12 protein-coding genes and 2 pseudogenes are annotated in these 24,067 nt (G+C 64.6%); 3 read left to right on the plus strand and 11 right to left on the minus strand.

The annotated features are described in order from the left end of the window. Positions 1 to 11: 11 nt before the first annotated feature. The 5 genes from DMX12_RS06680 to DMX12_RS06700 form a co-directional block, all read right to left on the minus strand. Complete coding sequence (locus DMX12_RS06680; RefSeq protein ID WP_110676762.1) at positions 12 to 2,786, minus strand: malto-oligosyltrehalose synthase; 2,775 nt, start codon at positions 2,784 to 2,786, stop codon at positions 12 to 14. Beyond that, positions 2,783 to 4,864, minus strand: a complete 2,082-nt coding sequence (malQ, locus tag DMX12_RS06685) for a 4-alpha-glucanotransferase (RefSeq protein ID WP_110676764.1) — start codon at positions 4,862 to 4,864, stop codon at positions 2,783 to 2,785. The genes DMX12_RS06680 and malQ overlap by 4 nt, the downstream gene beginning before the upstream one ends. Continuing rightward, positions 4,861 to 6,603 carry a malto-oligosyltrehalose trehalohydrolase gene (gene treZ, locus DMX12_RS06690; protein WP_110676766.1) on the minus strand — a complete coding sequence of 581 codons (1,743 nt, stop codon included), beginning with the start codon at positions 6,601 to 6,603 and terminating at the stop codon, positions 4,861 to 4,863. The genes malQ and treZ overlap by 4 nt, the downstream gene beginning before the upstream one ends. A 14-nt stretch (positions 6,604 to 6,617) precedes the next feature. After that, positions 6,618 to 8,177 (minus strand): glycogen synthase GlgA, encoded by a 1,560-nt coding sequence (gene glgA / locus DMX12_RS06695; RefSeq protein ID WP_054912205.1) that lies wholly within the window; start codon positions 8,175 to 8,177, stop codon positions 6,618 to 6,620. A gap of 559 nt (positions 8,178 to 8,736) precedes the next feature. After that, entirely contained in the window at positions 8,737 to 11,664 is a 2,928-nt protein-coding gene (locus DMX12_RS06700; RefSeq protein ID WP_110676768.1) for an aminotransferase, read from the minus strand. A gap of 315 nt (positions 11,665 to 11,979) precedes the next feature. Here DMX12_RS06700 and DMX12_RS06705 point away from each other — a divergent pair, with 315 nt between their 5' ends. From DMX12_RS06705 to DMX12_RS30245, 3 genes and pseudogenes are all read left to right on the plus strand, one after another. After that, positions 11,980 to 13,761: an EAL domain-containing protein gene (locus tag DMX12_RS06705; RefSeq protein WP_110676771.1), complete on the plus strand. Its 1,782-nt coding sequence runs from the start codon at positions 11,980 to 11,982 to the stop codon at positions 13,759 to 13,761. A 220-nt stretch (positions 13,762 to 13,981) separates the two neighbouring features. Beyond that, a pseudogene (locus DMX12_RS30240) lies at positions 13,982 to 14,374 on the plus strand (PAS domain-containing protein); the annotation flags it as partial. A 99-nt stretch (positions 14,375 to 14,473) separates the two neighbouring features. Next, positions 14,474 to 14,908, plus strand: a pseudogene (locus DMX12_RS30245) (methyl-accepting chemotaxis protein); the annotation flags it as partial. 63 nt (positions 14,909 to 14,971) lie between these two features. Here DMX12_RS30245 and DMX12_RS06715 read toward each other — a convergent pair. The 6 genes from DMX12_RS06715 to DMX12_RS06740 form a co-directional block, all read right to left on the minus strand. Continuing rightward, positions 14,972 to 16,579, minus strand: coding sequence for an ABC transporter ATP-binding protein (locus tag DMX12_RS06715; RefSeq protein ID WP_110676775.1), 1,608 nt, complete (start codon positions 16,577 to 16,579; stop codon positions 14,972 to 14,974). A gap of 1 nt (position 16,580) precedes the next feature. After that, entirely contained in the window at positions 16,581 to 17,600 is a 1,020-nt protein-coding gene (locus DMX12_RS06720) for an ABC transporter permease (protein WP_029886648.1), read from the minus strand. 1 nt (position 17,601) lies between these two features. Further along, positions 17,602 to 18,675 (minus strand): microcin C ABC transporter permease YejB, encoded by a 1,074-nt coding sequence (locus DMX12_RS06725; protein ID WP_110676777.1) that lies wholly within the window; start codon positions 18,673 to 18,675, stop codon positions 17,602 to 17,604. A 1-nt stretch (position 18,676) separates the two neighbouring features. Then, entirely contained in the window at positions 18,677 to 20,512 is a 1,836-nt protein-coding gene (locus tag DMX12_RS06730; RefSeq protein ID WP_110676780.1) for an extracellular solute-binding protein, read from the minus strand. After that, on the minus strand, positions 20,509 to 22,338 hold the full coding sequence (locus DMX12_RS06735) for an extracellular solute-binding protein (RefSeq protein ID WP_218277980.1): 1,830 nt from the start codon (positions 22,336 to 22,338) through the stop codon (positions 20,509 to 20,511). The genes DMX12_RS06730 and DMX12_RS06735 overlap by 4 nt, the downstream gene beginning before the upstream one ends. 214 nt (positions 22,339 to 22,552) lie before the next feature. Next, positions 22,553 to 23,983: a lytic transglycosylase domain-containing protein gene (locus tag DMX12_RS06740; protein WP_029886645.1), complete on the minus strand. Its 1,431-nt coding sequence runs from the start codon at positions 23,981 to 23,983 to the stop codon at positions 22,553 to 22,555. Between the last annotated feature and the right edge of the window lie 84 nt (positions 23,984 to 24,067).

The raw sequence follows: 24,067 nt of genomic DNA on the forward strand, positions 1-24,067 counted from the left end.
GCTCCTGATGCTCAAGATTGTTGGATCAACAGGTTGACCGGAAACTCCGCCAGCACGGCGCTCAACATCAGCTCCCTTGATGAGCTGACCGCCGCGCATGGGAAAAGTCCCGTGGAATTGGCAGGTGATACGGCAAACGGTAAAACCAGCCGGGTGTCGTCCCAGTTCTGTGCCGGGATCAACGGTGTTGGCGCGCTGCCGAGCAGGCTGCTGGCCAGGCGCGGGGCCACGACGATGGCGCGTTCGCCTTCACCCAGCCGGGCGAAGGCGATGACCTTGTCGGCATGCCGGCCCTGTACCGTCAGCGGCAGGTAGGCACCGCGGCGGAACAGCTCGGCATGTGCCTGGCGGCAGTCCAGTACACGGGCGACCAAGGCCTGCTTGAGGCGGCCATCGCGCCAGTGCGACAGCAGCTCGGCCACGGGGGTGGCGCTTTCCAGGGTGGCACGCCGCAAAGCGTAGTCCACGGCGCGGCGGTTGTCCGGGTCGACCAGGCTCAGGTCCCAGTATTCGTTGCCCTGGTACAGGTCGGGCACGCCCGGGGTGGTCATGCGCAGCAGGGCCTGCACCAGGCCATTGAGGGCGCCGGGGCAGGCGAGCAGTTGTGCGGCATCGGCCACCGATTGGCGCAACTGCTGGTTTTCACTGCCCAGCAGCAAACCGTCCAGGTAGCGGGCACAGGCCGCCTCGTAGGCTTCGTTCGGTGCGTTCCAGCTGCTGCGCAGCTTGGCCTCGCGCAGGGCCTTCTGCTGCCACTGGCGCACGCGTTCGGCGTATTGGCGCAAGGCATTGGCGTCGTGCAGGTCAAGGTCCAGCGGCCAACTGCCGAGCAGCGTCTGCAACAGCATCAGCTCGTCGCCGGGGCTGGGCGCCAGGCCGTCCTCCAGCGGCGCACGCAGCGGCGCCGCCAGCTCGCGCCAGTGCTCCACGCGGCTGGCCAGCCACGGCCCACGCTCGCTGAGCACGGCCAGGCGGGCGCGTGTGTCTTCGCCACGCTTGTGGTCATGGGTGGCGGTGGCCAGCAGGTTGTCGGGGAAGTCGCGCAGGCGCCGTTGCGCTTCGTTGTGGAAGTGCGCCAGCGGGGCACTGAAGCGCTCGGCCTCGAAGCCCACATCGTTGCGCGACAGCAGCCGCGCGCTGCGGTAGAAGGCCGTGTCCTCCACCGCCTTGGCGGCACTGGGCGCGGTCAGTTGCTGGAAGCGTACGCAGGCATGGCGCAACTGCTTGCGCGCGCGCCCCGGCGGCAATTGCCGCCAGCCTTGGCCACCCAGCCACTGTTCCAGTTGGTCGAGCAGCGGCCAGTCGGCTTCGGCCAGGTCCTGGCGGGCATTGGTCAGGGCTTGCTGGAAAAACCCTTCGTCTTCAGCCGGGCGCCCGCAAGCATTGAAGTAGGTGCGGTACACCGGATAGTGCGCCACCAGCGCCTGCAAGGCACGGCGGATGGCGCCCAAGGTCAGGTCGCGGGTCATCAGGTCGTTGCGGGCGACCTGCAACAGCGCCTGGGCTACCGACTCGCAGTCGCCTGCCAGGCTGGCGTTGAGCACCAGGTGGCGCGCCTGGCGCACTTCTTCAGCAAAGGCCGGGCGCTCGCTGACGTTGGCCCACAACTCGGTCAGCGGTGCTTCGCCGGCCGGGTCGTGCTGCAGCAGCGATACCTGGTTCATGAACTCGTAGCCAGTGGTGCCGTCGGTGTGCCAGTCGAGGTGCAGGTGTTCGCCGCTGCCGAGAATCTTTTCCACGTAGATCGGGAAGTGTTCGACCGCGGCGTTCAGCGGCCGACTGGCCAGCAGGCCGTCGACGCGCCGGCGCAGCTTGCGGCAATAGCCGCGCGGGTCGGCCAGGCCGTCGATATGGTCAATGCGCAGGCCGTCCACCAGGCCGCGTTCCATCAGCTCGAAGAGCTTGGCGTGGGTCGCCTCGAACACCACCGCGCGCTCGACCCGCAGGCCACCCAGTTCGTTGATGTCGAAGAAGCGCCGCCAGTTGATATCGTCGGCGGCGGTGCGCCAGCTGGCCAGCCGGTAAGTCTGGCGCTCCAGCAGCAGGTGCAGGCGCTTGAAGCCGCTTTCGGCACGGCTGTCGAACGCCACCAGGGCCGATTCGAGGTCGGCACCCTGCTGCACCAGGCGCGCCAGTTCGGCGTGCAGGGGCAGGGCGTCAGCCAATGGTGTGGCCGCTTCGCCCAGCGCCGTGAAATGTTCTGCCAGGGCCTGCAAGGCGGGGTCCGGGCTCAGGGCCAGGATCCAGCCGTAGTCGATCGGGCAAATCGGGAAACGGTGCTGGTAGTGGGCGACTTGCAGCACGCCTCGGTCCTTGTCGAACTCCAGCGGAAGTTCGCCGTTTTTCAAGCACACGCCATAGTCGTTGCCCAGGAACGGCAACAGCAATTGCCCGGCCAACAGCGGATCGCTGGAATGCCACTGGATGTCGAAGAATTCTGCGTACGGGCTACGCCGGCCCCAGGCCAGCAGGCATTGCCACCACGGGTTGTCCGCGCCGCCTACGGCCATGTGGTTGGACACGGTGTCGAGGATCAGCCCCATGCCATGCTGGCGCAAGGCCGCGACCAGGCGCTGCAACGCCGCCTCGCCGCCCAGCTCGGGGTTGACCTGGGTCGGGTCGACCACGTCGTAGCCGTGGCGTGAACCGGCACGGGCCTTGAGGATGGGTGAGGCATACAGGTGGCTGATGCCCAGTTGGGCGAAGTAGGGCACCAGCGGCACGGCGTGGTCGAGGGTGAAGTCACTGTGGAACTGCAGGCGCAAGGTGGCGCTCAAGGGCTTCATCGGTCACGCTCCCAGGCTTGTTCGCGGGCTTGGGCAAGCAGCTCCAGGCGCCGCGCGGCATCGTCGTCATTGAGCAGTTCATGCACCGGGCGGGCGAAGCGCCGGCGCCAGTTGGGGTGGCCGGTGGTGGTGCCTGGCAGGTTGGGTTGCTCGTCGCAGCCCAACAGGTCTTCCAGCGGTATTAGCACCAGGGGCGCCCGGGTATGGCCCACGTAGCGGATGGCGGCATCGATCACGGCGTCATCGTCCTTGAGCACGCCATAGTTGGCCTGCAAGGTGCGGCGCAGGCCGTCGTGTTGTTTCTGGCGGTCGTGGCGCCAGTGCAGTTCGGTGGCAGCGTCAATGAGTTGCAAGCGGTGGCTCCAGTCGATGTCGCGGTTTTTCAGCCAGCCGGCCAGGGGCGCCAGGTCGTGTGTACCGGTAGTGGCCAGGGCGTTGTCGGGCCAGTCCAGTATCGGCGTGAACTGCCCAGGCTGGCGCTGCTCGAAAGGCAGCACGCGCATGCCCAGCACGGCTTTCTCGGCCAGGGCTTCGCGCAGGCCGGCGGGCACCGTGCCCAGGTCTTCGCCAAGGATGATGGCCTGGTGGCGGTGCGATTCCAGCGCCAGCAGCCGCAGCAGGTCCTCCAGCGGGTAGTTGAGGTAGGCACCTTCGCTGGGCTCGGCACCTTGTGGTATCAGCCACAGCCGGCGCAGGCCCATGACGTGGTCGATGCGCAGGCCGCCGGCATGCGCCAGGTTGGCCCGCAACATTTCGATGAACGCGCGGTAGCCGTTGCGCTTGAGGCCTTCGGGCGAAAAGGCGCAAATGCCCCAGTTCTGTCCGGCCCGGTTGAGAATGTCGGGCGGTGCGCCCACATTCAGGCCCGACAGCAATTCGTCCTGGCGGCTCCAGGCCTGGCTGCCGGCACCGTCGGCGCCAACTGCCAGGTCGGCGATCAGGCCCACCCTCATGCCGTTGCCGCGGGCGGCCTCGTGGGCGCGTTGCAGGCCACGCTCGGTGAGCCATTGGCAGAACGCGTGGAATTCCACCTTGGCCGGGTAGGCCTCGGCGATGGCCTGGACTTGCGGGTGACAGGGGTCTTGCCAGGGCTTGGGCCAGTGCCGCCAGTCGGCGCCCAGGCCGTGCTCCACGGCATGGGCCTGCAGCACTTCGAAGCGGCAGTGATGCTCCAGCGCTTCACCGGCGGCTTCGCGGAAGCTGTCGAAGTCCTCGCGCAGCGGGTGGCTGCCTTGGCTGAACCCCTGGTACAGCGCCTCCAGCACACGCAGCTGGGCGCTGGCGGCACGTGGCCAGTCAACCAGCGGGCGCTGCTGCAGGTCTTCCAGCTGTTGCTCCAGGCCGCAGGCTTCGATGGCCATGCGCACTTCCCGTTCACCCAGCAGGGCGGCGGGGCTGGCGTACAAGGTATTGAGCAGCAGGCGGCTGGAGGGCGAGTAGGGGCTGTAATGTTCCTGGTCGATGGCCGACAGGGCATGAATCGGGCTGATGGCCAAGGCATCGGCGCCGCGCTCTGCGGCCGAGCGGGCCAGTTGTTCAAGGGCCAGGCAGTCGCCATAACCGCCGTCGCCAGGGCGGCGCAGGCTGTACAGCTGAACCGCCAGCCCCCAGCAGCGCGCGGGTGTTTGCTGCGCGCTTTGCTCAAGGCTGTCTTCAAGGCTATGGCAACGGGGCGGCGCTACGGCCACCGTGAAACGGCGGCTGTCGATTTCGACCTGGTGGTAGCCGACAGGCAGTTCACCGGGCAGGCGGGCCTGCCGGTCAAGTTCCAGCACACGCGTGGCGCTGTCCTCGAGGGTGCAATGGGCGACGCTGGCCGCGCTGAAATAGCGTGACAGGTCCAGCGGCTGGCCCTGGTCGGCCGTCAACAAGGGCGGTAGGTGCTCACTGTCGTCAGCGGTTTCCAGGGCCTGCAGGCTTGCGGCGATTGCCGCATCGTCGCCGGCCGGGTGGCCCAGGCTTTCGAGCAGGTTGCGCAGCACGTGGTCGCTCACGCGCTGAGGGCGGTCATTGGCGTCGATCCAGTCGCGGCTAAGCCCGACGCGGTTCGCCAAGCGGTGCAGGGCGGTTTCGCTCATGGGCGCTCCTGGGTAGGGGGAAGCAGGCTGACCACGCAGCTGTACGCCGCCAGTTGGCTGTCGGGGTGGCGAGCATCGCCGCTGTCGAACAACCGCAAGGGCGGTGGCGGCAGCTCGACCGGCTGCGGGCTGTCGGCCAGATTCAGGTCGATGCGCAAGGTGTGGCCATTGCCCAGCTGCCAGCGTGCGGTGACTGCCTTGTCACCGTGCACCTCGGCGCCCAGCGCACAGCTGCCAGGCAGGTGCGGGATCACATGGTGGCGGCGCAGGTCGAGCAACTGCTGATACAGGCCGTGCCAGCCGGCCAGCACCTGCTTGCTGTAAGGGCGCGATGCGGCATAGGTCTGTTCGGCGTTGGGATCGGGAATGTGCTCGCGCTGCTCGGGGTCAGCGAAGGCCTTGAAATGGGCGAACTCGCCACGGCGGCCTTCGCGCACTGCATCGGCCAGTTCGTCGTGGAAGTCGGTAAAGAACAGGAAGGGCTGGCAACTGCCTTCTTCGTCACCCATGAACAGCAGGGGGATCATCGGTGCCATCAGGAGCAAGGTGGTGGCAGCGCGCAGCGCCGGCGGTGGGCACAGGCGGGTCAGGCGCTCGCCCAGTGCGCGGTTGCCCACCTGATCGTGGTTCTGCAAGAACAGTACGAAGGCACTGGGTGGCAGATGCGCACTGGGTTCGCCGCGCGGCGTTCCGTGGCGGTTGGCCTGGCCCTGGAACACGAAGCCTTCGGCCAGGCAGCGTGCCAGCTGGTCGATGGGGCGGTCCTTGTAGTCGGCATAATAGCCTTCGGTCTCGCCGGTGAGCAGCACATGCAGGGCGTTGTGGCCGTCATCGTTCCACTGCGCGTCGAAACCCTGTTGCAACAGGGTGGCCTGGTTGTGCTCGTTCTCCAGCACCAGCCACACGTGGCGCCCGGGCTCCACTGCGGCACGCACGCGCTCGGCCAGTTCCACCAGAAAATCGGGCTGGTCGATGGCATGTACGGCATCCAGGCGCAGGCCGTCGCAGCGGTAGTCGCACAGCCACATCAGTGCGTTCTGGATAAAGTATTCGCGCACCTGCGGGCGGCGGAAGTCGATGGCCGCGCCCCAGGGCGTCTGCCGGTCTTCCCGGAAGAACGGGCTGGCATACTGGTGCAGGTAATTGCCGTCGGGGCCGAAGTGGTTGTACACCACGTCCACCAGTACCATCAGCTTTTCACCATGGGCCTGGTCGACCAGCGCGCACAGTTGCTCAGGGCTGCCGTAGGTGTGCTGCGGGGCGTAGGGCAATACACCGTCGTAGCCCCAGTTGCGCTCGCCCGGGAACTGCCCCAGGGGCATCAGCTCTATTGCGCTGATACCCAGCGCGGCCAGCTTCGGCAGTTGCCGGGCTACGCCCTGGTAGCCATCGAGCAGGCCTACGTGCAGCTCCTGAATGACCGCCTCGTGCCAGGGGCGGCCTAGCCACGGGTGCTGCCAGGGGTAGCTGGCCACATCCACCACCTGGCTGGGGCCGTGCACGCCAGTGGGCTGGTAGCGCGACGCCGGGTCGGCCACCTGCAGTTCATCATCAATTCGAAAGTGGTAACGGTCGCCGGCCCGGCAGGGCGCCACGCCGCTGAACCAACCGTCTTCATCGGGCTGCAGGGCGATAGCCGGCTGCTGCTCCATTTCCACGCTCACGCTGCGCGCATCGGGTGCCCAGAGGGCGAAGCGCGCCGACGTGGCGTCCAGCAAGTGTGCGCCATGCCTGTGCATCTTACTGCCCTCGCTCAGTAGTGGCTCAGTTGTGCTTGCTTGACCAGGTCTTCGTACAGCCGGGCGTAGGGTTCCACCGCCTGGCACCAGTTGAACGGCTGGGTCATCGACAGGCAGCGCATGGCGTTGAGCAGGTCCTTCTTGCCATAAACATAGAAGGCGCGGCCAAGCGCTTCGCGGTAGCTGTCGACGGTCGACTCGTTGAACAGGAAGCCCGTGACCCCACACTCGATGGTGTCAGCCAGGCCGCCGGTATTGCGCGCCACTGGCAGGGAGCCAAAGCGCTGGGCATACATCTGGCTGAGCCCGCAGGGCTCGTAGCGCGAGGGCATCAGCAGGAAATCACTGCCGGCGAACATGCGCCGGGCGTCGGTTTCGTTGAAGCCGATGCGTACCCCGATACGGCCTGGGTGGCGCAGCGCCAGTTCGCGCATGGCCTGTTCTTCCTCGGGCTCGCCACGGCCGATGATCGCGATCTGCCCGCCTTGTTCGACGATGTAGTCGGCCACGCCCAAGGTCAGGTCCAGGCCTTTCTGGTAAACCAGGCGCGAAACCACTGCGAACAGTGGGCCGTCGGAGTCGTCCAGGCCGAACAGTTGGCGTACTTCGTGGGTATTGCGTGCCTTGCCTTCCCAGTCATTGATGCTGAAGTTGTGCTGCAGGTGCTTGTCGGTGGCCGAGTCCCAGCTTTCGTCGATACCGTTGGGTATGCCGCCAAGCAGGCCTTGCTGGGCTTTGCTGGCGAGGAAACCATCCAGGCCGCAGCCGAATTCCGGGGTGGTGATTTCCCGGGCATAGGTGGCGCTGACCGTGGTGATGTGGCTGGAGTAGGCAAGGCCGGCCTTGAGGAACGATAGCTTGCCGTAGAATTCCATGCCTTCCTGCTGCATGGCGTGTTCCGGGATGGCCAGTTCGGGGCTGCAACCACGGCTGTACACACCTTGATAGGCCAGGTTGTGGATGGTGAACAGGGTTGGCGTGTTGAGGCCGCGCCAGTGCATGTAGGCTGGCGCCAGGCCGGCAGGCCAGTCATGCGCATGCACCACTTCGGGCTTCCAGTGGATCATGCCTTCGCCGGCTGCGATTTCCGCCGCGGCCAGGCCCAGGCGAGCGAAACGGATGTGGTTGTCTGGCCAGTCGCGACCGTTGTTGGCGCCGTAGGGGGTGCCGTCGCGCTGGTACAGTTCGGGGCAGATGAGCACATAGATGACCAGGCCGTCGGGCATGTCCATGCGGCCGATCTTGCATGGCGGCAGGGCTGCGTGGCCGCCCAGTTCGCCGACGATATGGATCGGGTTGTCGCTTTCGACCACCTGCGGGTAGCCCGGGATCAACACCCGAACATCGTGCAGGTGCGCCAGGGCGCGCGGCAGGGCTGCAGACACGTCACCCAGGCCGCCCGTCTTGACCAGGTCGGCGATTTCCGAGGTCACGAACAGAATCTTGCGCTTGTTGGGGTTGTGCTGGCGCTGGGCGCCGGGTGCCTTGGCTGTCGTGGCGAAATCCGGGGTGAGCGGTTCGCGCTTCTCGGTGGTGAACGTGTTTACGTGTGGCTCGACAGCGGCACTGATCATACTTCTCTCCGTCCCTATGCTTGCCGGGTGCTGGCACCCGTGGCGTTGTTTCGTGCTAATTCTCTCTGCTTGCTGAATACGTACTGCTTTCCATGCCCCAAGGTCGTGCGCACAGGCACCGCGCTCCCGGCGTTCCGGCCGAAGGCGTTTGAGCGGGTAGGGGTGGTGGCCGAAGCTGGGAGATCCCGTTGCGTTTGGCCTACTTAGTTCCTGACCTGCCCGCGTTCCGTAAAGTTCGACTTATTTTCGTCACTCTTCCATTGAGCAAATCGCGGGCCGAAAACCGAGTGTAGGAGAGAAAAGGCAGAGAAGGTGACCCACTGGTCACATTTGAGAGCACGCGGGCTAGACGCAAACGTTGGCGTTTGTGAGTGGATGTGAACAAGCATGAAGCGGGGTGGGTAATTGCGTGCTGATGCCGCGCCTTTTTGTGGCGCTATGGAGGGCATGCGCCATGTTGGTGCGCTTGTGCTCGCCCGACAAAGGGCCGCCGGGTGGGCGTGGGGTTTATCCGCGAAGCGCCGCTCGCGCGGCGCTCGATCTGGCAGAAGGTGAGCCGCTACAGCCCTTCACCCAGCACCCGGTCGATGCTGTCGACGAAGTAATCCACGCTGGCCCGGCTGGTGCACATTGGCGGCTTGATCTTGAGAATGTTCAGGTGATCCCCTGTGGGTTGCATGAAGATGCCCAATTCCCGCAGCCTGTCGCAGAGCAGCTGGGTTTCCTGCGTGGCGGGCTCCAGTGTTTCGCGGTCACGCACCAGTTGAAGGCCCAGGTGGAAGCCCGAGCCATGCGCGGCGCCGGCCAGCGGGTGCTTGTCGACCAGCGCCTGCAGGCGCGCCTTGAAATAGCGCCCGGTGTCGCGGGCGTTGTCCCACAGGCCTTCTTCCTGCATCACGTCCAGTACTGCCATGCCAATGCGGCAACTGACCGGGCTGCCACCGGCAGACGAGAAGAAATAACCCTCGGCCTCCAGTGCTTCGGCAATGTCGCGGCGGGTAATGACCACCCCCAGCGGCTGGCCGTTACCCATGCCCTTGGCCATGGTGATGATGTCGGGCACCACGCCTTGCTGCTCGAAGCCCCAGAAGTATTCACCCAGGCGGCCATAACCGACTTGCACCTCGTCGGCGATGCACACGCCGCCCCTGGCCCGGACCTTGGCATAGGCCTCGCGCAGGTAGCCCGCTGGCAGCGCGATGCCACCGGCATTGCCGTACACCGGTTCGCAGATGATGCCGGCCAGCTGTCGGCCGCGGGCATCGAGGTCGGCCAGCTTGGCGTCGACATCGCGCAGGTAGTCTGCTGCGCAGTCGGCGCCACGGTAGCGGCCGCGGAAGGTATTCGGCGCCTCGACCGGGTGCACCCAGTCCGGGCGGGTGTGCAACGCTTGCGGGTTGTCGGCGATCGACGTGGAGATGGCATCGGTGGCCACCGACCAGCCGTGGTAGGCCTCCAGCACGCTGAGCAGGTCGCGCCCGCCGCTGTAGGCCCAGGCCAGCCGTATCGCCAGGTCGTTGGCTTCGGTACCGCTGTTGACCATGAAAACCCGGTCGAAGCCTTCGGGTACCAGCTTCAGCAAACGCTCGGAGAATTCGGTGACGGCCGCGTAGTGAAAGCGCGAGTTGGTATTGAGCAACGACCACTGCCGCGCCGACTCGGCGACCATGCGCGGGTGGCCATGGCCCAGTACCGCAACGTTGTTGAGCATGTCGAGGTAAGCGCGGCCTTGCATGTCGAACAGGTAGTTGCGCCAGCCACGTTCGATGTGGGGTGGCTGCGCGTAGTAGTGTTTCTGCGAGCGCGCGAAGCTGGCGTCGCGACGCGCCAACAGGGCCTGTGGGTCAGGCAGTGGCTCGGCATCGCAGTCCAGGCCCAGCAGCGGCGCGGGAGAAGGGCACAGGGCCAGCCAGGCATCGGCATGGGACGGGGGGGCGAAGAACGGTGGCTGGGTGTCGGTGCCCAGGCACACTTGCACGCGAAGCACGCCGCAACTACGGCCCAGCGCCTGGCCCTGGGCCACGGCCTGGCCATCGGCTGGCGCATCCTGCAGCCCCTGTAGCCACAGGGCCCAGTGCGCAGTACGCAGGCAACCGCCAGCATCGCCATGGCGCTGCCAGGTGCCTGCCGCCGGTGCCTGGAGCAGGCTTGCGTGCGGCACATGCAGTTCAACGCCGAGGGCGCAAGTGGCCGGTTCTGCGGCGCGGTCGATATGGGTTTGCGACAGGCGATACTGCCCGTACAGGGTGCAGGCAGGGGCAGGTTGCCGGGTGAGCAGGTGCTGGTCGAAGCCAGGTTGCTCCCAGTTGCCCGCCTCATAGTGCGCACTGAGCACGCCGAGGTCGAGCCGGTGCACCGCCTGCCCATGCAGTTCGGGAAGCAGCGGCGCGCAGCCGCTCATGTCTGGCGTGGCGACCGGCAACCCCGCAGCCCGCAGGATCGCTGCCTGCATCAAGGCGAAGGGCACGGCGGTGGCGGTGTCGAAAATTTCCCACTCATGGGCGACATTGTCGCGGGTGTACTGGTTGCCTGGGTCCACCGCCAACTGCTGTGCGCTGCTCAGCACCAGTACTGCGGCGCGGTTCAGCACCAGTGGCCACAAGGCCCGTAGCTCTGCCTCCGTGAGTGGGTTGTGGGCCTGGTAGGCGCGGATCGCCGGGAGGATCCGCAGCGGGTCGCCTTCGGCGTGGTGCAGCAGCGCCGCACAGGTTACCGACAGGTCGGCGATGCGCCAGGTACGTAGCAGGTCGCCGAAGTCGATCAGCCCTCGCAATTGCCATTGGCGCTGGTCGTCGCGCGCCCACACGGTGTTGTCGTCGGTGATGTCCAGGTGCACGGCTTGGCTTGGCAGGCTGCCGATCAGGGGTGCCAGGTGGTGGGCAGCGACCGCGGTGGCCTGTGTGATGCGGCGGCGCTGGTCGGCATCGTGCAGCACAGGGAGCAGGTGCTCTATCAGCGTTTGCGCATGCTTGGGGTCCCATTGCAGGGTGCGCCCGAGGCCAGGGTGGTCGAAACCGGCCAAGGCCCGATCAAGCTTTGCGCAAAGCCCGCCCAGTTCGGCCATCAGTTGCGCCGGGAGGTGGGCAAGGCGCGTCAGCGGTTGACCCTCGATGTATTCCAGCAGGCGGACCCGCAATGGCTGGTCTGCGACGTCCAGGGCCAGCAAGGCTTCGCCACTGAGTGCCGGGCGCACGCCTGGCACGGGCAGGCCATGCTCGCGCAGGTAGGCGAGGGCCGCATGCTGGGCCTCCAGTTCGACCTGGGCGTAGCTGCCATGGCATGCCTTGAGCACGAAGCTGCCTTGCGGCGCGACCACACGCAGGTTCAGGTCCTGCTGGCTGCCCAAGGCCGACAACTCACCGGTGAGGCCGTAGTGGGCCTGCAGCAGGCCTTGCGCCTGGGGGGCGCTGAGCACAGGGCCTGGCAAGCTGGAACGCTGGACCAGCGCGTGGAGGGCAGGGGAGGCAGTTTGGGGGTGACTGGACATGGGCTCTACCGTTGAGGCGGGTGGACGGAGCGACTTTATGCCCTACCTAGCTGATGACTAAAGACGATCGTCATCAGATTTTCTGATGACTGGTGCAGTGGCTGTTACACACTGAAACGGTACGTGTGTGCCCGTGAAACCGGGGGTTGGTGAACTTCCTTCGTGGGCCGATCTCTTACTAGGCAGGTGATGTTGCATCACCGTCTGTCGAAATTTAATGCGAAAAGTTGTACAAAAATTTCTCTCTGTACAAGTATTGATGTAGCGTAGTGCTATTACTCTATGCTTGGGTCCGCGTGGGACAGGTGAGATGCCATGAAAGTTGCCCCCGTTCCGCCCAATGAACCCCACCGTTTGGCGAAGATCGCCGAATGGTGCGTACTGCATCAGCCGCAGAGCAGCGAACTGGCTGCGCTGGTCGAGATGGCCCGCCGCTACTTTTCCATGCCGATCTGCCTGGTTTCGATCGTAGGGGAGTGTGAGCAATGGTTCATGGCCAAGGGCGGGCTGGCCGCTGATGCCACCCCCCGGGATGTTTCATTCTGTGCCCACACCATTCTCCAGGCACAGCCACTGGAAGTGCTGGACGCTGCCCTGGACCCGCGCTTTGCCGACAACCCTCTGGTCACGGGTGAGCCTGGCATTCGTTATTACTGCGGGGCCCCGCTGCTGGTAGACAGCCAGGTGGCCATCGGCAGCTTCTGCATCATCGATACTGCACCACGGCCCGCCCTGGATGAGGCGCAACGGTCGATGCTGACGTGCTTCAGCGAAATGGCCATGCACATCATCGCCGGCATGCGCCGCAACAATTTTCACGACCAGGCCACCGGCCTGTTCAACCGCCTGAAGCTCGAGTGTGATGTGGTGGCGGGCCTGGACCGGGGTAAGTCGCTGACCCTGTTGGCGGTGGACATCATGGCCGCCGAGGCCCTCAGCGATATCATCCGCGGCCTGGGTTACAACTTCGCCCACGACCTGACGTTGCAGGCCAAGGCGCGCATCGCCAGCCAGCTGGATAACGGCTTGTCGTTGTACAAGATCAGCCCGACCCGCTTCGGTGTGCTGCTGGAAGACGCAGCCGACGTACAGCCTTTGTGCGAGCGGATTGTCGACGCCCTGCAGGCGCCTGCGCAATGCCACCAGATTCCGGTGTTGCTGGACGCCGGTATCGGCATCGCCCCCATCACGCAGCAGTGCGAAGACCGTGACGGCATGGAGTGGATGCGCCGGGCAGTCGCGGCAGCGGATACCGCGCGGCGCAGGCCTGGCCGGCATGGGTGGTACGAGCCGGACGTGGACGCTGCGCAACGCCGTGCGTTTCTGTTGCTGGCGTCGTTGGCCCAGGCGCTGCAGAGCGACGATGAACTGAGCCTGCACCTGCAACCGCGGATCGAGCTGCCTTCGGGCCGATGCTGTTCTGCCGAAGCCTTGCTGCGTTGGCGCCACCCGTTACTGGGCGATGTCGCCCCGGCGGAGTTCATCCCTTTGGCTGAAAAAACGGCGCTTATGGCCAGCCTCAGCCTTTGGGTGATGCGCGCAGCCTTGCGGGTGCTGGCCTGTACCCGGGACCTGGATTTCAGTCTCAGCTTCAACGTCACCGCGCGCGACCTGGAAAGCGCAGGGTTCATGGATGCACTGCTGCACAGCTTGCAGGCCCAGGCCATCGAGCCGCAGCGGGTACAGCTCGAATTCACCGAGAGTGTCTTGATCGAACAGCCCGAAGAAGTGCTGCAGCAACTGCTGCGTGCGCACCAGGCAGGCATCGCCATTGCCATCGATGACTTCGGCACGGGCTACAGCAACTGGGTTTACCTGACGCAAATCCCCGCCAGCATCGTCAAGCTCGACAGGTCGCTGGTGCACCGTGCCGCTTCGGGTACGCGTGAAGCATTGCTGGTGCAGTCGGTGGTAGGGCTGGCCAACGAACTCGGTTATCAGGTGGCCGCCGAAGGGATCGAAACCGCCGAACAGCTGGTCCAGGCCTGCGCCTGGGGCTGTGTTGAAGCGCAGGGCTATTTCATCGCCAGACCGATGCCTGTAGCCGTTTTCAAGGAGTGGTTTCACGACACTCAACAGAAAGTGTCTGTTGTCTGACTTCCCATCATGATGCATAACATCGCAGGTCTTATTGATGTTTAATCGCCACCTCAAAACTGCACTGGCAGCGCAACAGACCGAGCTCGTGCAACTGCGTCAGCGGCTGGCCGAACTCGAGCAGGGTGCCATGCTGCGTCTGGACGGGCAGAACCGTATCGCGGAGTGCACCGCGGGTTTTGCCCAGGCACTCGGCGCCGCGCCGGGCAATGTCGTGGGCATGCCCCTGCAACAGTGGCTGGCCGCGCCTGGGCTGGAGAGCCAGGCGTTGCTCGAGGCCTTGCTGCGTTCCACGGCGATGATCCAGTTTGGCCTGGACGGCAGGGTGCAAGCTGCCAACCCGATGTTTCTCGCCGCCATGGGCTACCGCCTGGAGCAGCTGGTCGGCCAGCACCATCGAATTTTCTGTGATGCCAAGGAAACCGCCAGTGCCGAGTACACGGCGTTCTGGCGCACGCTCAATGCTGGCCGGTACGTGACCGGGCGATTCCGGCGTATTGACAGCCAAGGGCGCGAGATCTGGCTGGAGGCCAGCTACAACCCGGTCCATGATGCCAGTGGCAAGCTGGTGAAAGTGGTCAAGTTCGCCACGGTGGTGACCGCCCAGGTCGAGCGTGAACAGGCGGTAAGGCAGGCGGCCAACATGGCGCTGGACATTTCCCGGCGCACGGACGCCAGTGCCAGCGATGGTGTCACGGTGATGCAGGGCATGCAGCAGGCCATGCAGAACGTGGCGAGCCAATTACACTGCGCTGGCGATACCATTGCTGCCCTGGGCCAGCAGTCCACGGTCATCAGTACGATCGTGCAGACCATTGGGGCCATTGCGTCGCAGACCAACCTGCTGGCCCTGAATGCCGCGATCGAAGCTGCGCGCGCCGGCGACCAGGGGCGGGGCTTCGCCGTGGTGGCCGATGAAGTGCGCAAACTGGCGGGGCGCACCAGCACCGCCACGGCCGAGATCGATGCGGTGGTCGCGCACAATCATCTGCTGGCCAACCAGGCGGTCAGCGAGGTCGAGCGCAGCCGCCAGGAAGCGGCCAATGCGGTGGATTTCGTTACCCAGGCGAGTACGGCCATAGGCGGTATTCAGGCCGGTGCCAGGCAAGTGGTGGCGGCCGTTGGCCGGGTGAGCGAAGACCTGTAGCCAGGCAGCGGGCAACGCGCCGCCCAGGCTCGCATCACCCCAGCAAACTGTCCGGGCGCGGCTTCACGAAGGCTCCACCTCCAGAAACGCCGCCTCCAGTAGCTGCCGGGTATACGGATGTTGCGGGGCATGGAAGATTGCCTGCGCATCCCCCTGTTCAACCACCTGCCCATGCTTGATCACCATCAACTGATGGCTCAGTGCTCTGACCACCGCCAGGTCATGGCTGATGAACAGGTAAGTGAGGTTGTATTTTTGCTGCAGATTACGCAGCAACTCGACCACCTGGCGCTGCACCGTGCGGTCCAGCGCCGAGGTCGGCTCATCCAGCAGAATCAGCGCCGGCTTGAGCACCAGCGCCCGGGCGATGGCAATGCGCTGGCGCTGCCCACCCGAAAACTCATGCGGGTAGCGGTGCCGGGTGCCCGGGTCGAGCCCTACCTCCTCCAGCGCCGCAATGATGGCCGCCTCCTGCTCCTGGGCATTGCCGATACCGTGAATGCGCAAGCCCTCCCCAACGATGTCTGCCACGCACATGCGCGGGCTGAGGCTGCCGAAGGGGTCCTGGAACACCACCTGCATCTCGCGCCGTAACGGGCGCACGGCTTTCTGGTTCATCCCCTGCAGGTCTTGCCCGTGGAAGCGGATACCCCCCTGGCTGGAAATCAGCCGCAGGATCGCCAGGCCCAATGTCGACTTGCCCGACCCGGACTCCCCGACGATGCCCAGCGTTTGCCCCTGCGGCAAACTGAAGTTGACCCCGTTCACCGCCTTGACATGGTCGACAGTACGCCGCAGCAGGCCTTTCTTGATCGGGAACCAGACCTTGAGCTCATCGACTTGCAGCAGCGGCGCGCCTACCGGGTTGTGCGCCGGCAGCCCGCTGGGCTCGGCATTGATCAGCATCTGCGTGTAGGGGTGTTGCGGCGCAATGAACAGGGCCGCGCAGTCTGCCTGCTCGACAATCTGCCCGCGCTGCATCACGCACACACGGTGGGCAATGCGCCGCACCAGGTTCAGGTCATGGCTGATCAGCAGCAGCGCCATGCCCAGGCGTGCCTGCAGTTCCTTGAGCAGGTCGAGAATTTTCAGCTGCACGGTCACATCCAGCGCCGTGGTCGGTTCGTCGGCAATCAGCAGTTCCGGCTCGTTGGCCAGGGCCATGGCGATCATCACCCGCTGGCGTTGCCCGCCGGACAGCTCGTGGGGCAGGGCCTTGAGGCGTTTGCGCGGCTCCGGGATGCCGACCATTTCCAGCAGCTCCAGGGTGCGCGCAGTGGCTTGCTTGCCGGTCAGGCCCTTGTGCAGCAGAAGGATTTCATTGATCTGCTTTTCGACGCAGTGCAGCGGGTTCAGCGACGTCATCGGCTCCTGGAAGATCATCGCAATGCGGTTGCCGCGAATGCGCTGCAGGGTTTTTTCGTTCTGCTGCAGCAAGTCCTTGCCTTCATGGCGGATGCTGCCGCGGGGGTGCTGGGCCAAGGGGTAGGGCAGCAGGCGCAGGATCGAGTGCGCAGTCACCGACTTGCCCGAGCCGCTTTCACCGACCAGCGCCAGCGTCTCGCCTTTGCGGATGTCGAAACTGATGCCATCGACCACCCGGTTGACTTGGTCGCCGGTTACAAACTCGACGACCAGGTCGCGCACTTCGATCAGGTTCTGTTCACTCATGTCACTTCCTCGGGTCGAAGGCGTCGCGGGCGGATTCGCCGATGAATACCAGCAGGCTCAGCATCAGCGCCAGCACCGCGAAGGCGCTGATGCCCAGCCAGGGTGCCTGCAGGTTGGACTTGCCCTGGGCCACCAGCTCGCCCAGCGAGGGCGAACCGGCGGGCAGGCCGAAGCCGAGGAAGTCCAGGGCCGTGAGGGTACCGATGGCGCCGGTGAGAATGAACGGCATGAAGGTCATGGTCGAGATCATGGCGTTGGGCAGGATGTGCCGGTACATGATTGCGCCGTTGCGCATGCCCAGGGCTCGGGCGGCACGCACGTACTCCAGGTTGCGGCCGCGCAGGAACTCGGCGCGCACCACGTCGACCAGGCTCATCCAGGAAAACAGCAGCATGATGCCCAGCAGCCACCAGAAGTTCGGCTGCACGAAACTGGCAAGAATGATCAGCAGGTACAGCACCGGCAGCCCCGACCAGATTTCCAGAAAGCGTTGCCCGGCCAGGTCGACCCAACCGCCATAAAACCCCTGCAAGGCACCCGCGAGGACGCCGATGATGGAGCTGGCCACGGTCAGGGTCAGGGCGAACAGCACCGATATGCGGAAGCCGTAGATCACCCGCGCCAGCACATCGCGGCCTTGGTCGTCGGTGCCTAGCCAGTTGTCCGCCGAGGGCGGTGCCGGGGCCGGAACACGCAGGTCGTAGTTGATGCTCTGGTAGCTGAACGGGATCGGCGCCCACAGCACGAAGCTGTCTTTCTTGGCCAGCAGCTCGCGGATGTAGGGGCTCTTGTAGTTGGCTTCCAGCGGGAACTCGCCGCCGAACGTGGTTTCCGGATAGCGCTTGAAGGCGGGGAAGTACCACTGGCCGTCGTAGCGCACGGCAATCGGTTTGTCGTTGGCGATCAGTTCGGCACCCAGGCTGAGGCCGAACAGGATCAGGAACAGCCACAGCGACCACCAGCCACGGCGGTTGGCCTTGAAGCGCTCGAAGCGCCGTCGGTTGAGGGGGGACAAGGCCATGTCAGTGCTCCCGGCTGGCAAAGTCGATGCGTGGATCGACCAGGGTGTAGGTCAGGTCGCCGATCAGTTTCACCACCAGCCCCAGCAGGGTGAAGATGAACAGGGTGCCGAAGACCACCGGGTAGTCGCGGTTGATGGCCGCCTCGAAGCTCATCAGGCCCAGGCCGTCGAGGCTGAAGATCACCTCGATCAGCAGGGAGCCGGTGAAGAAGATACCGATGAACGCCGAAGGGAAGCCGGCAATCACCAGCAGCATGGCGTTGCGGAACACATGGCCATACAGCACCCGTGGCTGGCTCAGGCCTTTGGCCTTGGCGGTCACCACGTATTGTTTGTTGATTTCGTCGAGGAAGCTGTTCTTGGTCAGCAGGGTCATGGTCGCGAAGTTGCCGATGACCAGCGCGGTGATTGGCAGCACCAGGTGCCAGAAGTAGTCCAGCACCTTGCCGGTGGTGCTCAGCTCATCGAAGTTGTTGGAGGTGAGGCCGCGCAGCGGGAACCAGTCGAAGTAGCTGCCGCCGGCGAACAGCACGATCAGCAGGATGGCGAACAGGAAGGCGGGGATCGCATAGCCGACGATGATCGCCGAACTGGTCCACACGTCGAAGTGGCTGCCATGGCGTACCGCCTTGGCGATGCCCAGCGGGATCGACACCAGGTACATGATCAGGGTGCTCCACAGCCCCAGCGAGATCGACACCGGCATCTTTTCGATGATCAGGTCGATGACCTTGGCATCGCGGAAGAAGCTGTCGCCGAAATCCAGTCGGGCGTAGTTCTTGATCATGATCCACAGGCGTTCGGGCGGCGATTTGTCGAACCCGTACATGCGCTCGATTTCGGCGATCAGCGCCGGGTCCAGGCCTTGGGCGCCACGGTAGTTGGAGCCCGCCACGGACACCTCGGCACCGCCACCGGCAATGCGGCTGGTGGCGCCCTCGAAGCCTTCGAGCTTGGCGATCATCTGTTCGACCGGGCCACCAGGGGCAGCCTGGACGATGATGAAGTTGATGATGAGGATGCCGAACAGGGTCGGGATGATCAGCAGCAGGCGGCGCAGGATGTAGGCCAGCATCTCAGTTGGCCTCGTCCGCAGGGGCTGCGCTGACGGCCGGGCTTACCCCGGGCTTGATCCACCAGGTGTCGATGCCGATGTCGTACTTGGGCGACACTTTCGGGTGCCCGATGTGGTTCCAGTAGGCGACCCGCCAGGTCTTGATGTGCCAGTTGGGGATGACGTAATAGCCCCACAGCAATACCCGGTCGAGGGCGCGGCAATGGTCGATCAGGCTTTGGCGCGAGTCGGCATTGATCAGCTGGTCGACCAGCTGGTCGATGGCCGGGTCGCGCAGGCCGATGAAGTTGCGGCTGCCGGGGTTGTCGGCGGCGGCACTGGACCAGAATTCGCGCTGCTCGTTGCCAGGCGAGTTGGACTGCGGATAGCCCCCGACGATCATGTCGAAATCGCGCGAGCGCAGGCGGGTGATGTACTGCGAAACATCGACCCGGCGGATGTTCAGCTCGATACCCAGGTCAGCCAGGTTGCGCTTGAACGGCAGCAGGATGCGTTCGAACTCGGTCTGCGCCAGCAGGAACTCGATGCTTACCGGCTTGCCCTGGGCATCGACCATCTTGTCGTCGACGATTTTCCAGCCGGCCTCCTGCAGCAGCTTGTAGGCCTGGCGCTGCTGCTCGCGGATCATGCCGCTGCCGTCGCTGACCGGGTTGTGGAAGGCCTCGGTGAACACCTGGTCGGGTACTTTGCCGCGCAGCGGCTCGAGGATCTTCAGTTCGCTGGCGCTGGGCAAGCCACGGGCGGCCATTTCCGAGTTTTCGAAGTAACTGCCGGTACGGGTGTAGGCACCGTTGAACAGTTGCTTGTTGGTCCATTCGTAGTCCAGCAGCAGGCTCAACGCGTGGCGTACGCGCACATCCTGGAATACCGGCCGGCGGATGTTGAAAATGAAGCCCTGCATGCCAGTGGGGTTGCCGTTGGGCAGCTCTTCCTTGATCAGCCGGCCTTCGCGCACGGCGGGCACGTCGTAGGCGGTGGCCCAGTTTTTCGCGCTGACTTCCAGGCCATAGTCGAACGCCCCGGCCTTGAGCGCTTGCAGGGCTACGGTAGTGTCACGGTAGGCGTCGAAGGTCATGACATCGAAGTTGTAGAACCCGCGGTTGATCGGCAGGTCCTTGGCCCAGTAGTCCTTGACCCGCTCGTAGCGCACCGAGCGCCCGGCCTTGACCTCGGCCACCTTGTACGGGCCGCTGCCCAGTGGAATTTCCAGGTTGCCGCGGTTGAAGTCGCGGTTTTCGTACCAGTGCTTGGGCAGCACCGGCAACTGGCCGAGGATCAGCGGCAGCTCACGGTTGTTCTGGTGCTTGAACTTGAACAGCACTTTCAACGGGTCTTCGGCGACCACCTCGGCGACGTCGGCATAGTACTGACGATACAGCGGCGCACCATCCTTGATCAGGGCGTTGAAGGTAAACACCACGTCGTCGGCACGCATGGGGTGGCCATCGTGGAAACGTGCTTCGGGGCGCAGGTAGAAGCGCACCCAGCTGTTGTCCGGGGCTTTCTCGATCTTGCCGGCGACCAGGCCATATTCGGTGAAGGGTTCGTCCTGGCTCTGGCGCATCAGGGTGTCGTAGATGATGCTGATGTTTTCGGCCGGCACGCCCTTGTTGATGAACGGGTTGAGGCTGTCGAACCCGCCGAAACTGGACTGGCGGAAGGTGCCACCCTTGGGCGCCTCGGGGTTCACGTAGTCGAAGTGCTTGAAGTCGGCAGGGTATTTGGGCGGCTCGTCGTACAGGGTGAGCGCATGTTGCGGTGCGGCCAGGGCGGGAAGGCTCAGGCAGGCGAGCAACAGGCTGCCAGCCAGCCGGCGCAGGCGGTGCGTTGGCATCATTGGGCTTTCTCCGAAGTCTTTATCCACCAGCTGTTCAGCCCAAGGGTATAGGGCGGTGTGGTGACGAAGGCGTACCGGTTGCGGTAGGCCAGGCGATGGTTGTCCAGGTACCAGTTGGGGATCATGTAGTACTGCCATGAGAGGACGCGGTCCAGGGCGCGGGCGGCAGCCACCTGGTCGTCGCGGGTGCGTGCGGCCAACAGGGTGTCGAGCAGGTGGTCGACCACCGGGTCCTTGACCCCTGCATAGTTCTTGCTGCCCTTGGTGCCGGCCTGGCTCGAATGGAAGTACAACCACTGCTCCAGGCCGGGGCTCAGGGTCTGATTGAGGGTCATCAGAATCATGTCGAAATCGAACTGGTCCAGGCGTTGTTTGTACTGGGCACGGTCCACGGTGCGCAAGCGCGCATCGATACCGATGCTGGACAGATTTTCGACATAAGGTTGCAGGATGCGTTCAAGGTTGGGGTTTACCAGCAACAGCTCCATGCGCAACTGCTGGCCTTTGCTGTCGACCAGGTGCTGGCCGTTCAGCTTCCACCCCGCCTCGGCGAGCAGGGCCAGTGCCTGGCGCAAGGTTTCGCGGCTGACGCCACGGCCGGCGGTGTGGCTGACCTGGTACGGTTCGCTGAACAGTTTGGCGGGTAACTGGTCACGGAATGGGGCCAGCAGCAGCCATTCCTTGCCGGTGGGCACACCGTTGGCGGCGAACTCACTGTTGGGGTAGTAGCTGGTCGAGCGCCGGTAGGCGTTGCTGAACAGGGCGCGGTTGGTCCACTCGAAGTCGAGCATCAGCCCCAGTGCCTGGCGTACCCGCGGGTCGCTGAAGGTCGCCCGGCGGCTGTTCATGAACAGGCCCTGGGTTTGCGTGGGGATGCGGTGCGGGATCTGCGCCTTGATCACCTCGCCACGGCGCACGGCCGGGAAGTTGTAGCCGTTGGCCCAGTTCTTCGCCTGGTGTTCGATATAGATGTCGAATTCACCGGCCTTGAACGCTTCGAAGGCCACGGTGGCATCACGGTAGAATTCGTACTCCACGCGATCGAAGTTGTACTTGCCTCGGTTGACGGCCAGGTCCTTGCCCCAGTAACGCTTGACGCGCTCGAACACCAGCCGGCGCCCCGGCTGCACCTCGGTGATGCGGTACGGGCCACTGCCCAATGGCGGCTCGAAGGTAGTGGCCTTGAAGTCACGGTGCTGCCAGTAGTGCTTGGGCAGCACGGGCATCTCGCCCAGGCGCAGGATGAGCAGTGGGTTGCCAGCGCGTTTGAACACGAAGCGGATGCGCAGCGGGCCGAGGATGTCGACCCGTTGCACCTCTTGCAGGTTGGTGCGGTAGATCGGGTGGCCGTCCTTGAGCAGCGTGCGGTAGGAGAAGGCCACGTCTGCCGCGGTGATCGGCTTGCCGTCATGCCAGCGGGCTTCCGGGCGCAGGTTGAACACCACCCAGCTACGGTCCTCGCTGTATTCCACCGAGCGGGCGATGAGGCCGTAGCTGGAGGTGGGCTCGTCGCCGGACGGGTCGTATTGGCCGGTACCGACCATCAGCGGCTCGTTGAGCTCGCTGATGCCGTACTGTTGGAAGTTGGGCGTGGTCACCGGGCTCGACCCCTTGAAGGTATAGGGGTTGAGGGTGTCGAAGGTGCCAAAGGCCATTGCCCGCAACGTGCCGCCTTTGGGCGCTTGCGGGTTGACCCAGTCGAAGTGGGTGAACGTGGCTGGGTACTTGAGCGTGTCGAACTGCGCGTATCCGTGGCTTTCGCTCACCATCGCGACTGCGGGAAAGCTCAAGGCCAGGCTGATTGACAGCAGGAGGGGACGTATCAAGTCGGCATCCGATCCAGAGGCGTTGGGCTTTTGTCGGCGTACAGTAACAGCTTGGGGGGGTGGGAAAAAGAGAGCTGCAAGCTTGAAGCTTCAAGCTTCAAGCTTCAAGCTTCAAGCTTCAAGCTTCAAGAAAAAGCGGCGGTGTACGCGCATTGCTTTTTTCTTGCTGCTTGCAACTTGCAACTTGCAGCTTGCAGCTTGCAGCTTGCGACTTTCAATGCCCGACGTAGACGGTCAGGGTCTGCCCAGGCTTGAGGGCATGACCGCTGCGCGGGTTCCAGCGCTTGAGGTGCTTCATTTCCACGTTGAAGCGCTTGGCCACCAGGTACAGCGAGTCACCCTTGCGCACCTTGTACTGGGTAGAGCGCTGCGCCGACGCCGCTACGCGATTGCCGGCGGCGCTCGGGGCGTTGCCGCCGCGCAGGGCCAGGACCTGGCCAGCGCGCAGGTTGTTGCCGGACAGGCGGTTCCAGCGCTTGATGTCCTTGATCGATACGCGGTTGGCCTTGGCAATGGCGCCCAGGTTGTCGCCACGCTTGACCCGGTAGCTGCGTGCAGCCGCCGGTGCCCTGGTTTCGGCCACGGCACGGGCGAACACGGCCTTGTTCGGTTGCAGGGCGACCAGCTGCTCGGGGTTGAGGTTGGACAGGCTGTTGCTCAGCAATTGTGCCTTGGCGGTCGGCACCAGCAATTGCTTGGGCCCGTCCACGGTCATGCGTTTCTTGAAGGCGGGGTTGAGCTGGATCAGCTCGTCTTCGTCGATGTTGGCAAAGGCCGCCACCCGCGACAGGTCGAGCCGATCATTGATGGCCACGGCTTCGAAGTAGGGTTCGTTGGCGATCGGGTTCAGGTTCACGCCGTAGGCTTCAGGGGTAAGCACCACTTGCGACAGGGCCAGCAGCTTGGGCACGTAGTCGCGGGTTTCCTGGGGCAGCGGCAGGTTCCAGTAGTCGGTTGGCAGGCCCAGGCGCTCGTTACGTTCGATGGCGCGGCTGACCGTGCCTTCGCCGGCGTTGTAGGCGGCCAGGGCCAGCAGCCAGTCGCCGTTGAACATGTCATGCAGGCGGGTCAGGTAGTCCAGCGCGGCATTGGTCGAGGCGGTGATGTCGCGGCGGCCGTCATAAAAATTGGTCTGGCGCAGGTTGAAGTGGCGACCGGTTGCCGGCATGAACTGCCACATGCCTGCGGCGCTGGCCCGCGAATACGCCATCGGGTTGTAGGCGCTTTCGATGGCTGGCAGCAGCGCCAGCTCCAGGGGCATGTCACGCTCCTCGAGGCGCTCGACGATGTAGTGCAGGTACAGGCTGCCGCGCTCGCCGGCGCTTTCGATGAAGGTGGGGTTGCTGGCGAACCACAGGCGCTGCTGCTCGATGCGCGGGTTGACGTCGATGCTGTCCTGCAGGGCAAAGCCCTGGCGCATGCGCTCCCACACGTCCTGTGGCGCCTGCTCGGCCGGCTTGACCAGCAGCGGCGCGGGCTTGTGCTTGATCCGCGCCTGGTAATTGTGCGCGCGAACGCTATCGGATTCGTCGAGCTGACGGGTGCTCTGGCAACCCACCAGAGTGGCGGCCAGAGCCAGCGCACTGATTTGGGCCAGGCGCGTCAGGGCGACTGAATGAGAGGTTCTGCGGCTACGGGAAGACATCGGCTGAGACAGGTATCCGGGCAAAAAATTTCGGCGATTCTAGAAACCGCTCCGGGCCGGGTCAACCGTTGAACACAGATTGCG

It is taken from the genome of Pseudomonas sp. MB-090624 (assembly GCF_003205245.1).
GTDB lineage: Bacteria > Pseudomonadota > Gammaproteobacteria > Pseudomonadales > Pseudomonadaceae > Aquipseudomonas > Aquipseudomonas juntendi.

What these genes read in the sequence shown, in the direction of transcription:
- DMX12_RS06720 (WP_029886648.1), bottom strand. Translation starts at nt 17,600, where the DNA reads ATGGCCTTGTCCCCCCTCAACCGACGGCGCTTCGAGCGCTTCAAGGCC.
- treZ (WP_110676766.1), bottom strand. Translation starts at nt 6,603, where the DNA reads ATGCACAGGCATGGCGCACACTTGCTGGACGCCACGTCGGCGCGCTTC.
- DMX12_RS06705 (WP_110676771.1), top strand. Translation starts at nt 11,980, where the DNA reads ATGAAAGTTGCCCCCGTTCCGCCCAATGAACCCCACCGTTTGGCGAAG.
- DMX12_RS06680 (WP_110676762.1), bottom strand. Translation starts at nt 2,786, where the DNA reads ATGAAGCCCTTGAGCGCCACCTTGCGCCTGCAGTTCCACAGTGACTTC.
- DMX12_RS06715 (WP_110676775.1), bottom strand. Translation starts at nt 16,579, where the DNA reads ATGAGTGAACAGAACCTGATCGAAGTGCGCGACCTGGTCGTCGAGTTT.
- DMX12_RS06730 (WP_110676780.1), bottom strand. Translation starts at nt 20,512, where the DNA reads ATGATGCCAACGCACCGCCTGCGCCGGCTGGCTGGCAGCCTGTTGCTC.
- malQ (WP_110676764.1), bottom strand. Translation starts at nt 4,864, where the DNA reads ATGAGCGAAACCGCCCTGCACCGCTTGGCGAACCGCGTCGGGCTTAGC.
- DMX12_RS06740 (WP_029886645.1), bottom strand. Translation starts at nt 23,983, where the DNA reads ATGTCTTCCCGTAGCCGCAGAACCTCTCATTCAGTCGCCCTGACGCGC.
- glgA (WP_054912205.1), bottom strand. Translation starts at nt 8,177, where the DNA reads ATGATCAGTGCCGCTGTCGAGCCACACGTAAACACGTTCACCACCGAG.
- DMX12_RS06725 (WP_110676777.1), bottom strand. Translation starts at nt 18,675, where the DNA reads ATGCTGGCCTACATCCTGCGCCGCCTGCTGCTGATCATCCCGACCCTG.
- DMX12_RS06700 (WP_110676768.1), bottom strand. Translation starts at nt 11,664, where the DNA reads ATGTCCAGTCACCCCCAAACTGCCTCCCCTGCCCTCCACGCGCTGGTC.